The following is a 13,482-nucleotide window of genomic DNA, read 5'->3' as shown; positions in this document are numbered from 1 at the left end:
CTAAATTAAACCAGCAAGCGCCCCTTGTCAGAAATAAAGCTCTGGCAAGGGGCGCTTCATTTTTAGTCTAGGGACAGGAGCGGTTTATCCAAAACCCATTACATTTGGCACCATCGAAAATCATAAAGAAAAGGAGAGAGGTAAAATGCATCTAACAGGCTGGTGGACCAAAGACGAGGAAGGCTTTATGGAGTTTGAGACCAGCCAGTTGCAGCGGCTGTATGAGGCCATCACAGAGCAATACCATGCCGCGTATGAAGCCTGTCTGCTAGCCACAGAAGATGAAGAACTAGCCTATGAAAATGCCTTGGAGAAGGGGTATGAAATGATCACCAACACCAAACTGATTAACGGCGAAGAAGAGTTTGCCACCACCTACCATACGCCTTCTTTTGTGTTGGATGTCTGGTATGAAAAAGACTCATACACCCAGAAGAGAGTGTATGACAAAGGATTCCTGCAGGTTCTCAAAAAATAAGCAAAAGCCAATCAGGCGGTTTATTCTTTGGGTAGCTCAATGAAGAAAGTAGTTCCTGCGTTTTCCTGGCTGGTGAACCAGATACGACCGCCGTGCCACTCTACAATGGTTTTAATGAGGGACATGCCCAGACCCACGGACGGTTCGCCTTTGAGGCCGTTGCGGCGGGCCCTGGTGAATTTGTCAAACAGCTCCTCGTGGTACTCTTCCGGAATGCCAATGCCATCATCCTTTACTTCTACCAAAACCCGGTCTTCTTGTTCTGACAAGGTGATGTCAATATGGGCATCGTCTTTGCTGAACTTGATGGAATTAGAGATAAGGTTGTTGATGACTTGCATGAACTTGTTTTGGTCCAGCGAGATATACACCTGCGGCGAGGCACAGGAATAGCTGAAGTACTTTTTGATGTTCCGCTCACCTTCCTGGTACTGCTCTACCACCTCTTGAATTTTCTCTGCTAAGTTCAGGCGCACCTTCATCATGCCGGCGTTGGAAGATTCCAGAAACTCCTGCTTCACAAAGTCGCGGATCATCTGAATGCTTCTCACGCTGGTCTTGTAGATTAGCTGGGCCATGTGCGCGTCTTCTTCTTTGGCCTTGCCCTTGAACGACTCTGAAAGGGAGCCGGACAGGGACTGGATGCTGGCCAGCGGACCGGCAAGGTCATGGGCCAGAATCTCCAGAATGGAGTTCTTCTTGGCGGCAAACTTCTGCAGATTCCTGATGTTGTCTCTTTGGCTGGTCACATCTTCGGCAATGCCGGCTACCAGTTGCTGTTGCCCGTCTCCCGGCAACAAAACCGCTGAAAGATGCAGGCACTTTTCAATTTGATTGGGCAGCAATATTCTGAAATCTACTTCGTCTATCGTTTCCCCGCTGAGCAGCCTTTCAAATTCTCGTTCCAGAAAATCCAAATCCTCGGGGTGCACTGAATCCAGCAACTGGCCTGGGCGCGCCTGAATCTGTTGGCTGGTCAGGCTCCAGGTTGTTTCAAAGCTACTGTTTAAGTAGAGGAAAGAGCCCGTGGCAGCGTCAAAGCAAAAAATGAGCTTGTTGCTTTTCTGGGCCAGTTGATGCAGAAATAAATAGGTATTCGCGTCAGTCATCTTGGTACTAATACGAAGTAAAAGACAGACAGATGTAGGCCATTCAACAAAATTCACCAGGCCTCTGAAACCATGGCTTGCTGGCCGACTTGATTGGTAATTGGCTTGTCGTTTTTGAGCTGTTTTCTGGAAAACAGCTCAAAAACGACGGCCTAGCCCAGCAACTCAAAATCTTCAGATTTAGTTACTTCCATGAATTTGGTCGCCACGTCTTCTGGTAAGCCCGTGAGTTTGCGCTTCCGCAGATCCAGCCAGGCTCCGTCTACGTGAATGATGCAGGCTTTTACGCCATCGCCGCGGTACAGGTCATGCCTGATGGACCACCTTGCCCCGTCTGCCTTGGCTTTTGTGAGGAAGGAAAGTATTTTGATTTGGTCATTGATGCCTACTTCGCGCAGGTACTGCAGTTCTTCCCTGAACAGAATGGGACCCATCTGCAGCTTCTGGAAAACGGAAAAATCCAAGCCTAATTCATTGAGCAGGGATATGCGCGCCTGTGCGGCGAAGTCTGCATAGGCAGAGTGGCGCAAATGCATGTTGGCATCTACTTGTGACCAAATCACGTGGCCGTTGTATTCATTGTTCATAGTGGGTATTTTGGTAAAGAAGACACCAATGGGCGTTTCCTCTGGTAAAAGTATACTCTTACGCAATTTGGCAAAATCATAGGTATTGGCAAGACTGGGAAAGGTCCAAAGGAGGCTCTGGAAAGGTTCTTTTCAGGGGAGGGCAACAGCTTGAGGAGAAGGGTGGTAGTACAGAACTTTTATTAATTGAGAGAATTCCTGCCGTGGTACAACCATTTTTGCTCTAATTTCGGTAAAATAGGCCAAAATCCATTTCATTATGCCGCACTCTACCGCCTCACCTCATCTTTTAGAAATTGCCTGGGAAGCTTGTAACCAAGTAGGCGGAATTTACACGGTAATCAGATCCAAGGTGCCTGCCATGATGGAATACTGGGGGGAACAATACTGCCTGGTAGGACCCTATTTTCCGCAGCAGGCCGCGGCAGAATTTGAACCCACAGATGACTACTCAGACGTGTTTGGTAAGGCCGTATTGCAGTTGCGTGAGGAAGGAGTAGAGGTGTACTACGGCACGTGGTTGGTGACTGGCCGGCCCCGCATTGTTCTCATCAACCCCAGCAGTGCCTTCCATCAATTAAACGAGATCAGGCACCAGCTCTGGGAAAACCATCATCTTCCCACCTCAGAAGAATACCTACTGCACCAGGTATTGGCCTTCGGGGAGTTGACCAAGCGGTTCATCAAGCTGGTGGCCAACATGTCTAAAGTAGTTGCGCACTTTCATGAATGGATGGTAGGCTCGGCTATTCCAGATTTGCGCCGCGAGCAGGTGCCGGTCAAGATTGTATTCACTACGCACGCTACCTTGCTGGGCCGGTACCTGGCAATGAACGATCCCAATTTTTATGACCAGCTCACGGCGGTAGACTGGCAGAAAGAAGCGCGGCATTTTAACATTGAGCCGGCAGTTTCTATTGAACGCGCGGCCGCGCACGGCGCCCATGTGTTTACTACCGTGAGTGAAGTGACCGTACGCGAGTGTATCTACCTGCTGGACCGAATTCCGGACACGGTTTTACCCAATGGCCTGAACATACGGCGGTTCACGGCCATGCATGAGTTCCAGAACCTGCACCTGACCTACAAGGAGAAGATTCACCGGTTTGTGATGTCGCATTTCTTCCAGAGCTTCCCGTTTGCGCTGGACAAGACTTTGTATTTCTTTACCTCGGGCAGGTTTGAGTACCGCAACAAAGGCTTCGACCTGACGCTGGAGGCCTTGGCTCGCCTGAACTACCGCATGAAAAAAGCGCGCATGGACACTACGGTGGTCATGTTCTTCATTACCAAACAACCGTTCCATTCCATTAACCCAGAGGTGTTGCATTCCAAGGCCCTCATGGAAGAAATACGCGAGACGGTGGAGGCCATCAGCAACCAAGTTGGAGAGCGCTTATTCTATGAGGCCGCGGCCAGCACAGAGTACAAACTGCCCAACCTGGAGAACTTCGTGGACGATTACTGGAAACTGCGCTACCGCCGTACCCTGCAATCCTGGAAAACCCACCATCTACCCTCCGTGGTCACGCATAATCTGGTCAATGATAAAAGCGACGAGATTCTGGAGTTCCTGCGCACGGCCAATCTGGTGAACAACGCCGATGACCGCGTGAAGATCGTGTACCACCCAGACTTCATTTCGCCTACCAACCCACTGTTTGGCATGGAGTACGGGCAGTTTGTGCGTGGTTGCCATCTGGGCGTTTTCCCAAGCTATTATGAGCCTTGGGGTTACACGCCCTTGGAGTGCGTGGCCAGCGGAATCCCGGCCGTGACCAGTGACTTATCAGGCTTCGGGGATTACGTGAAGAAGCACGTCAAGAAATACACAGACAAAGGCATTTACGTGATCAATCGCCATGAAAAAGGCTTTGAAGAATCTGCCGAGCAACTGGCCAAGCACCTGATGGACTTTGTGGAATTCTCCAGAAGGGAACGCATTGCCCAGCGCAACAAAGTGGAAAGCTCCTCAGAAATGTTCGATTGGAAGAAACTACTGGTGCATTATGAACGCGCCTACCATTTAGCCTTGAACGCAGACGAATAGCCCATCTATCTAGTTAAACTAAGAAGCCCGTCGTTTTTGGCCTGTTTTCCAGAAAACAGGCCAAAAACGACGGGCTTCTTAGTTTTGCAAATGCCTCCGCTACGTTGTGGGCATAACGGAATGCAGGCTCAATTGATTGAAAGTTGCTGGCACCTTGACGGTTAATGTGGCCTGGTTTTCTGAGGCTTCAAACGGCACGTCCTGTCCGTCTACCAGCACAGCGGCCGTTGCGGCGGGCATTCCATGGAAGATGACGCGGTAGGTTTCATGCGCTTCTTTGCCATCACCTTGCACTTGCTGAGACAGCGAGTACGTGGTGAGCGAAGTGGCCGTTAGGAACGTTTTCTGCTGGTATTGTCCTTCTTCGTACCCATAGCCATCGCCGCCGTCTTCATATAACACGCTCTGGCAGGTGTTGGCGCTATAGTAGACATGCAAGGTGAGTTCCGTGATTTCTTTCTCTCCTACATACTGCTGCACGGGATAGAAAGGAATGACGGCTCCGGCTCTCACAAACATAGGGATTTGATCCAGGGGCGCGCTGGCCCAGAATTCCTGTTTGCCAAAGAAGACCTTGTCCGTCCAGAAGTCATACCATTCGCCCAGGGGTAGGTACATGCGTCTTCCGCCTACGCCAGCCTGGGTAATAGGGCAGAGGAGCAGGTGGTCGCCCACGCAAAATTCTGCCATTCGGTCATAGCATTCTGGATCGTTTTGATCTAACAAAGCCAGCGGCCTCAACATAGGCGTTCCCTGCGTAGTGTACTGCCAGAAGGTGGTGTAGAGGTAGGGCAATAGTTGGTAGCGCAGCTCAATGAATTTACGGGCCAGGCTGGTATAGGGCTCCCCAAACGACCAAGGCTCCTGCTCCCCGTGGTCTCCGGAGGAGTGCGTGCGGCAGAAAGGATGGAAAACGCCTAGCTGCAACCACCTGATGTACAGCTCGCCGTCTGGAGTTTCAATGAAGCCGCCAATATCTGAACCCACAAATGAAATCCCCGAAATGCTCAGGCGCTGGCACTGGATGTTGGCCAGCCAAAGATGCTCCCAAGAGGCAATGTTGTCTCCCGTCCAAACCGAGGCGTAGCGTTGCACGCCGGCATACCCCGAGCGTGTAATGGTAAAGGGCCGGTCTGGGTAAGAAAAGCGCTTGACGCCGTCATACGTAGCACGGGCCATTTGCATGCCGTAGATGTTGTGTGCCTTGCGGTGACTGCCAGGGTCGCCGTCAAAATGGTGGCGCACGTCGTTAGGGAAAGTGCCAATCTCAAAAACGGCGGGCTCGTTCATGTCGTTCCAGACACCTTTCACGCCCACCTCAGAGATGAGGCCCTCAAACAAACCAGACCACCACTGGCGCACGTCCTCTCTTGTATAATCCGGGAAGTGGCACAGGCCTGGCCAAACGGTTCCTTTGTAGACGGGGCCATCGGCGCGCCGGCAGAAGTAATCGTTCTCCATCCCTTGCTTGTACACCCAGTAGTCTGGGTCAATCTTGATGCCCGGGTCAATGATCACTACAGTTTTAAAGCCGTCTTCCTTTAGTTCCTGCACCATGCGGGCCGGCTCCGGGAAATGGTCTTTGCTCCAGGTAAAGCACCTGAAACCCTCCATGTAGTCAATATCCAGGTAAAGGGCGTCGCAGGGAATCTGGCGTTCTCTGAAGCCTTTGGCCAAATCCTTTACCACTTTTTCAGGGTAATAGCTCCATTTGCACTGGTGATAGCCTAATGACCACAAGGGCGGCAGTTCGGGCGTGCCCGTTAAAAGTGTGTATTTCTGGGTGACTTCCAGCAGGGTAGGACCGTAAATGAAATAATAGTCCATGGTGCCTCCCTGGGCCCAGAAGCTGGTCACGTCTTTACGTTCCCGGCCAAAATCAAAGAAAGACCGGAACGTGTTGTCAAAGAAGATGCCATAGGCGCTGCGCTGGTGCAGGCCCATGTAGAAATTGATGTTCTTATAGAGCGGGTCTGAGCCTTTGCCATAGCCATAGGTGTCGGCGCCCCAATTCTCAAAGCGTTCCCCGCGCAGGTTCATGTTGTTGGCCTTGTCGCCTAGGCCATAATAAAATTCCTGGGGCTGGGCCACTTTGCTCATCTTCACAATGTCGCCGCCGTAGTCCTGGTGTTCCTCCCAATGGAAGCCTTTCTCGTCTTCGTTCAAAAGCTGCCCAGAGCGGTCCATCATTCTGGTGCGCAGGCCATTTTTAGAGATGGTGCAAATCAGTTCCTGGGTAGTGATGCGGAAGTGGTCCGCCAGTTCTTTGAACTCAAAGGCCGGCGGTGAAGGTTTGTTCTGGCCAAAAACGGCATAAGAGAAGTCACGGGCAAAAGCACCTTCTGTAGAAAAGGTAAACCTAAGCAGGCCGTCTGCCAGTATTTCTACTTTAAGCCCTGCACGGTTGGCGCAGGTGAAAACAAGGTGATGGTCTGTCTGCTGCACCTGCTGCACCACGCCCGGGAAGAACTCTTCGCGCTTGGTGCCCAGGTCGTTGAGCATGTAATTATGGTCCTGTATTGGGTTGTCCATTCTGGGAAACTGGGTAAACGAGATGCTAAAAAAGGGTATACGTATTTCTAACCGAAATATTTTGCGCTAAATACTGCAAGTTTCTTTTAACTTTCCTATGCTTACTTAAGTAGACGATAAATAAATACATTTACTGATTCACACCAGGGGAGGAGGCGGTGCTTCCTTTGAGAGGCGGCCATTGCCCCTTCACCAATGATGAATTAGAGCTTACCATGGGAAAACTGCGCATCTTGATGCTGGGCTGGGAAGACCAGCCCGTCTTAAATGGAGGAGTGGGCAAAGCCTGCTTTCATTTAGCTGAGTCTTTAACAAATGAAGTTGAGTTAACTTTGATAGTACCCCAGGCCGAAGGCCAGGCCTACTCCCAGCGCACCAACGTGGTGGGCCTGAACGACCTGGACCTTGCTGCCGTCACACAGGCCCCTGTGACCAAATCTTATGAACGGTTTGCCAAGACCTACCGGGTTCCAGCCAATTTGTTCCCCTATGAGAATGAAGACGAGTATTACGTAAAAGAAGCCTTAGCCAAAGAAGCGGCCCTGCAAGAAGGAGAAACTTTAGCAGAGCAACCAAATGAAACGGCCCCAGAAGTTCCCCGCCCTCAGCCAGAGATTGCCATTGCCACAGGCCCTAGAGGCACCCTCAACTTTGAAGTAATCCAGTTTGCCCGGTTTGCGGCTCGCCTGGCCTCTCATAAAGAGATAGACGTGGTGTACGCTCATGATTGGATGACCTTTCTGGCAGGCATTGAAATCAAGAACCAACGTAAGGTGCCTTTGGTCCTGCACGTGCACAGCCTCACCTTTGACCGGCAGGTGGCCCAACCGTGGGGATGGGTATATGAACTGGAGGCCAAGGCCATGCAGCAGGCAGACCTTATTCTGGCCGTGAGTGAACGGACCGCCCACATGATTGCCACCCGCTACGGCGTAAGCAAGAGCAAGATTAAGGTGGTGTACAACGGGTCCTCAGAAAACAGTTTAGCCCCCATGGTTCCTGCTCATGCCAAGCAAGTCATCTTCCTGGGCCGATTGGTGCCGCAGAAAGGGCCATTACAGTTCATACGAGTGGCCAAGTGCGTGCACCGCAAAGACCCCGAGGTTCAGTTTGTGGTGACCGGGCATGGTCCGTTGTGGGAAGAAGCCCAGCAACTCACCAAAAAACTAGATTTAGAAGAAGTGGTGTCCTTTAAAGGATTTCTGCCTGCAGAGGAGGCCAAGGAAATGCTTCGGGAGTCCAGCGTATTCTGCCTACCGGCCGTTTCTGAGCCTTTTGGTTTGGCCGCAGTAGAGGCTACGCAAGCAGGTATTCCGGTGGTGATTTCTCGCCAGACCGGAGCGGCAGAGGTGCTGCCCAGCGCCTATCTATCAGATGCCCAGGACACCGAAGGTCTGGCTGATCACATCTTGGAACTGCTTAATGATAATGCCCTGCGCACTCGCGCCGTGCAGGCCAACCAGGCAGCTCTAAAAGACCTTACCTGGAAGGCGGCCTCTGAGCAAGTGTACCAAGCCTTGCTTTCCGTCGCGAAACCGGCCCAAGACTAAAGAAATTCCTTGAATTATAAAGAAGCCCCTTCCAGAGTTAATAGCTTTGGAAGGGGCTTCTTTTGTATGAGCGTACTTACTTCTTCTTTTTCAAGACCAAAGCAGTACGATTGGGGAGATACACGCTCATTCTGGGACCATATTTGGTGGGCTGCGTGAAATACTCCAGCTCAGTGTCTACCCGGTCATGGCCACCAGTTTCAGGGGCATCTGATGAAAGAATGATCTGGTAGCTGCCTGCGTGGTTCAGCGGGAAAATATAGTCTGGTATGGAATTCTTCACGTGGAAGTTGAAAAGAAGCACCAGTCCGGCGCGCTCAAAGATGAGGACGTTGTTGTGCGTGTCTAGGTGCAGTAAATGCGCGGGCCCTTGGGTGAGTAATTCATTTTCTTTAGAAACCCGCAGCATGTCTTTCTCAAACTGCCACAATTGACGGTATTTCAGATCTGGGTTGTCTGCCAGGGACCATTGCCGGCGGGCGTATTGGTAGCTCCAGTCATTGCCCTGCCTTGGAAAATCCACCCACTCTGGGTGCCCGAACTCATTGCCAATAAAGGTTAAGTATGCTTCGCCACCCAAGGCCAGGGTAAGGAGTCTGATCATCTTATGCAGCGCCATGCCCCGGTCTATGTTGGCATTCTTATCCGCCACCTGCATGTGAAAGTACATGTCTTTGTCCATGAGCCAGAACGCCAGGGTCTTGTCACCAACCAGGGATTGATCATGAGACTCGGCGTACGCCACCGTTTTCTCCTGCAAACGGCGGTTGGTGAGTTCATGCCAGATGTCGTGCAGGTTCCAGTCCTCGTCCCGCTGGTGTTTGAGGGTTTTGATCCAAAAATCAGGGATACCCATGGCCAGGCGGTAATCAAAGCCCACGCCGCCTTCTTCGTGCGTCCGGCAAAGGCCAGGCTTGCCGCTCATGTCTTCGGCTATGAGAATGGAATGCGCAGTGTATCTATGCGAAAGCTCCGTTGCCAATTGCAGGTAGAGGATGGCGTCTTCATCTACGCCGGCGTCAAAGTACTTGTCATAATGGTCAAACGAAACACCCTCGCCGTGGTGGTGGTAGAGCATGGAGGTGACACCGTCAAACCTGAAACCGTCTATATGGAACTCCTCCAGCCAATAGCGTAAATTAGACAGTAAAAACCGCCGCACTTCTGGTCTGCCATAGTTGAACAGCTTGGAATCCCAGCCGGGGTGGTGGCCTCTGGTGCCCTCATGAAAGTACTGCCCGCCAGAACCGTCAAAATTGGCCAGACCTTCGGCTTCATTCTTGACGGCGTGCGCATGGATCAAGTCCATGATGATGGTAAGTCCCTTTTGATGCGCTTGGTTGATGAGGTACTTTAAATCTTCGGGGGTGCCAAACCTGGAGGAAGGCGCAAAAAAGTTGGAGACGTGGTACCCGAATGAGCCGTAATATGGGTGCTCTGCCAGGGCCATGATCTGGAGGCAGTTGTAGCCAGTCTCCACAATGCGGGGTAGAATCAAATCGGCAAACTCGCGGTAGGTGCCTACGCGGTGTTCTTCCTGCGCCATGCCGATGTGGCATTCATAGATGAGCGGCGCCTCCTGGGAATTGATCTGGAAGTCTTGGTCTGTCCAGGTGAAGGTGTCTTCCGGGCACCAGATCTGTCCGGCAAAATCATAGGTTTGCGGGTCTTGCACCACGCGCCTGATGCAGGCCGGTATCCTATCCTGCGTTTTACCATCTGCATGAGTCACTTGCACTTTGCAGCGCTGGCCATGGCGAATGGGATAGGAGTCTGCTGGTACAAACACTTCCCAAACGCCATCTTCTTTTTTGGTCAAGGGATGCGCGTTTCTGTCCCAGTCGTTGAAATCACCAATGAAGGAAAGCGCTTGAGCGGCCGGGGCCCACTCGCGGTACCACCAACCAGAACCATCCGGTGCTTGATGTACGCCCAAATACTCATGCCAGGTGGCGTAGTGTATCAGGCTGTTATGTTCCCGTTCAATCTGGGCCAAAGCCTCCTGAAACCGTTGCTGCCTTTTCAGAAGCTTGGGGAGATAGGGTTCTAGGTAAACGTCTGATTGAACAAGGGCAAGGGAGGGGGAGGACTGACGCATAAATTAACTAGATAGAATACCGCTTGATTAGTAAGTAGTTGCCTGTATAAATTGAGGTTTATATCGTTTTTGGCCTGTTTTTCTCAAAATATGCCAAAAACAGATATCAGCCTTCTGCCTGCTTTGAGAAATTATCAAGGAAAACGATTTCGTAAGAACGTATTTTCTCCGTAAATTTCTCTTTTAAAACAATTTTACCGCATTGGCATGAAATATACTCTACGATTACTTTGCCTCCTATGGTTGGTTCTGTTGGCAAAAACAGGACAGGCACAGGTGGTCACCTGGTCGCCAAGCTTTCCCTCCGAAACCGATAAGGTAACCATTATTTTTGACGCCACTAAGGGAAACCGTGGCCTGCTAGACGTAACCACTCCCATTTACGCGCACACCGGCGTGCTGGTAAACAACGGCACCACCTGGACGCACGTGAAAAGCGGCTGGGAAGTGGGCATAGAGGCCACCAAGCTGACCTCCATCGGCAACAACAAATACCAACTTGTCATTGACAACCCGCGCACTTATTACGGAGTGGCGGCCGATGAAGAAATCACGGCCCTCATGTTTGTGTTCTGGAGCAAGACCGCCACGGGCACCAAAGAAGGCAAGGACACTGAAAACAAAGACATCAAAGTACCGGTGTTCAAATCGGGTGGTGTGAACGTGACCATTACGCAGCCCGCCGTGGGCATGAACCCATATTTTGTAGACCAGAACCAAACCATTCAGGTGAAAGGAACGGCCTCTGCCAGCAGTTCGCTCAAATTGTACGTGAACGGGCAGAAGGTCTCAGAAGCCACCGGCACTTCCTTAGAAGCCACCTTGACGGCCGCCGCTGCGGGGTACAACAAAGTGAAACTGACCGCCGAAGACGCCGGCACCATCCTGGCTGCTGATTCTTTCGGGTTTGTGGTGAGAACCGCCACCCAGGTCATGGCCCTGCCGGCCACCGCCAAAGACGGCGTTACCTACCTGAGCCCCACAAGCGTGTTGCTCAACCTGTACGCGCCCAACAAGCAGAGCGTGTATGCCATGGGGGACTTTAACAACTGGCAGGCCAGCACACCGCTTTACAAAACCCCAGACGGTACCCGTTTCTGGACCCGCATAGACAACCTTACGCCTAAGAAGGAATACGCCTACCAATACCTGGTAGATGAAACCATCAAAATTGCAGACCCCTACACAGAAAAAGTGTTGGACTCTAACAATGATCAATACCTGGAGGCCTCCACTTATCCAAACCTCAAGCCCTACCCAACCGGCAAAACCACGGGGCAGGTGAGCGTCCTGCAAACAGACCAAACACCATACGCCTGGCAAGTGACCAATTTTCAGGCACCCAAGAAGACGGACATGGTCATTTATGAGTTATTGCTGCGTGATTTCCTGGCAAACCATAACTACCAGAGCCTCTCTGACACGCTTAGCTATTTAAAACGCCTGGGCGTGAACACTATTGAACTGATGCCCATCAATGAGTTTGAGGGCAACCTGAGCTGGGGCTATAACAGCAGCTTCTATTTTGCGCCAGACAAGTACTACGGTTCCAAAGACATGCTCAAGCGCTTTATTGATGAGGCGCACAAAAACGGCATGGCCGTAATCATGGACATGGTTTTGAACCACTCCTTCGGGCAGTCACCCATGGTGCAGCTGTACTTCAACAGTGCCACCGGCAAGACTACTCCTGAGAGCCCATGGTTTAACCCAGACCCAACGCATGACTACAACGTAGGCCATGACTTCAACCATGAGAGCCTGGCCACCCAATATTTTGTGGACCGCGTGAACGAGTTCTGGCTGCAGGAATACCACATAGACGGCTACCGTTTTGACTTGTCAAAAGGGTTTACTCAGAAGCAGACCTTAGGTAACGTGGGGCTGTGGGGCCAGTATGACGAATCCAGAGTAAGAATATTAAAAAGGATGGCTGATCATATTTGGAGCGTAGACGCAGACGCCACTGTCATTCTGGAGCACCTGGCAGACAATTCTGAAGAAAAAGTACTGGCAGACTATGGCATGATGCTCTGGGGTAACCTGAACTACAATTATCGCCAGGCTGCCAAAGGATTTGTGAATGATTCTAACTTTGACTGGATTTCCTACAAACGCCGCGGTTGGAACAGCCCGCACGTGGTAGGCTACATGGAAAGCCATGACGAGGAACGGTTAATGTATGACGTCTTAAGAAACGGCGGAAGCTCTGGTAACTACTCTACCAGAACCTTGACAAATGCCCTCAAACGCATGCGCCTGGCAGCCGGCTTCTTCTTCACCATTCCCGGTCCTAAAATGATCTGGCAGTTTGGGGAGGTTGGGTATGACATTTCCATTGATCAGAATGGCCGTACTGGCAACAAGCCTGTTCTCTGGAACTACTACCAAGAGGCAGAGCGCAAGAAATTGTATGATGTCTACGCCGCTTTGATTAAACTGAAAATAGAGCAGCCTGCTTTTGAGTCCAATGATTTCACGCTGGATTTGGGTGGACTGGTGAAGCGCATTCATATCCAGGACCCCAGCATGAACGTGGCCATTGTAGGCAACTTCGGCCTGACGGCTACCTCTGCAGATGCACAGTTTCAATACACCGGCACCTGGTATGATTACATGTCGGGGGAGGAGTTGGTGGTTACCAACGTCAACCAGCTTATCACCCTGCAACCCGGCGAAATGCGTTTGTACACTTCCAAAAAAATCACTAACAGCGGTATCATTACCGGAGTGGCAGAAGACAAAAACTCGCCTGTGAAAGGACTGGTAGCGTATCCTAATCCCAGCTATAATGGCCAGGCCACCCTTTCTTTCCAACTGGCTTCTTCGTCTTCGGTGAGCATCCATTTGTATGATACCATGGGCAGATTAGTGAACTCCCAGGAATTAGGCAAACAAGCAGCCGGCACCAAAACAGTTAAGCTGCCATTGACAACTCCAGTAGCCGGAAGATTGGCCCCGGGAATGTACATCTGCAAAGTGATCACTGGTGAAACCGCTCAATCTGTGCAGATTGTAGTGCAGTAACTAGAATCAGTTGATAAGTAAAAGGCCAGCTATCGTTTCGGTAGCTGGCCT

The 13,482-nt window shown here is 51.2% G+C and carries 8 protein-coding genes; 4 read left to right on the top strand and 4 right to left on the bottom strand.

The window, feature by feature from the left end:
- The first annotated feature begins 145 nt into the window (after window positions 1-145).
- The gene (locus tag GU926_RS04180) at window positions 146-478 is read left to right on the top strand and encodes a hypothetical protein (protein ID WP_160689308.1); all 333 of its coding nucleotides are present in this window, start codon (window positions 146-148) and stop codon (window positions 476-478) included.
- A gap of 20 nt (window positions 479-498) precedes the next feature.
- Here GU926_RS04180 and GU926_RS04175 read toward each other — a convergent pair whose 3' ends face one another.
- Entirely contained in the window at window positions 499-1,587 is a 1,089-nt protein-coding gene (locus GU926_RS04175; protein WP_160689306.1) for a PAS domain-containing sensor histidine kinase, read from the bottom strand.
- Window positions 1,588-1,739: 152 nt separating this feature from the next.
- On the bottom strand, window positions 1,740-2,240 hold the full coding sequence (locus GU926_RS04170; RefSeq protein ID WP_232058423.1) for an acyl-CoA thioesterase: 501 nt from the start codon (window positions 2,238-2,240) through the stop codon (window positions 1,740-1,742).
- 193 nt (window positions 2,241-2,433) lie between these two features.
- Between GU926_RS04170 and GU926_RS04165 the strand changes: the two genes are divergently transcribed.
- Window positions 2,434-4,224, top strand: coding sequence for a glycosyltransferase (locus GU926_RS04165; protein ID WP_160689304.1), 1,791 nt, complete (start codon window positions 2,434-2,436; stop codon window positions 4,222-4,224).
- A 99-nt stretch (window positions 4,225-4,323) separates the two neighbouring features.
- On the opposite strand, the gene GU926_RS04160 is transcribed toward GU926_RS04165, so the two are convergent.
- On the bottom strand, window positions 4,324-6,756 hold the full coding sequence (locus GU926_RS04160; RefSeq protein ID WP_232058422.1) for a glycoside hydrolase family 31 protein: 2,433 nt from the start codon (window positions 6,754-6,756) through the stop codon (window positions 4,324-4,326).
- Window positions 6,757-6,914: 158 nt separating this feature from the next.
- Here GU926_RS04160 and GU926_RS04155 point away from each other — a divergent pair, with 158 nt between their 5' ends.
- A complete protein-coding gene (locus GU926_RS04155) occupies window positions 6,915-8,306 on the top strand; it encodes a glycosyltransferase family 4 protein (protein ID WP_160689302.1) in 1,392 nt (463 codons plus the stop codon).
- A gap of 76 nt (window positions 8,307-8,382) precedes the next feature.
- Here the strand turns inward: GU926_RS04155 and GU926_RS04150 are convergent, their stop codons facing one another.
- Entirely contained in the window at window positions 8,383-10,302 is a 1,920-nt protein-coding gene (locus GU926_RS04150; protein WP_317165624.1) for an alpha-amylase family glycosyl hydrolase, read from the bottom strand.
- A 309-nt stretch (window positions 10,303-10,611) separates the two neighbouring features.
- On the opposite strand from GU926_RS04150, the gene GU926_RS04145 reads away from it, so the two are divergent.
- Entirely contained in the window at window positions 10,612-13,431 is a 2,820-nt protein-coding gene (locus tag GU926_RS04145) for a DUF4961 domain-containing protein (protein WP_160689298.1), read from the top strand.
- The last annotated feature ends 51 nt before the right edge of the window (window positions 13,432-13,482 follow it).

The sequence above is a fragment of the Nibribacter ruber genome (assembly GCF_009913235.1).
Taxonomy (GTDB): Bacteria; Bacteroidota; Bacteroidia; order Cytophagales; family Hymenobacteraceae; genus Nibribacter; species Nibribacter ruber.
The sequence above is the reverse complement of the archived record's forward strand: the minus strand, read 5'-3'. Positions and strand labels throughout refer to the sequence as shown.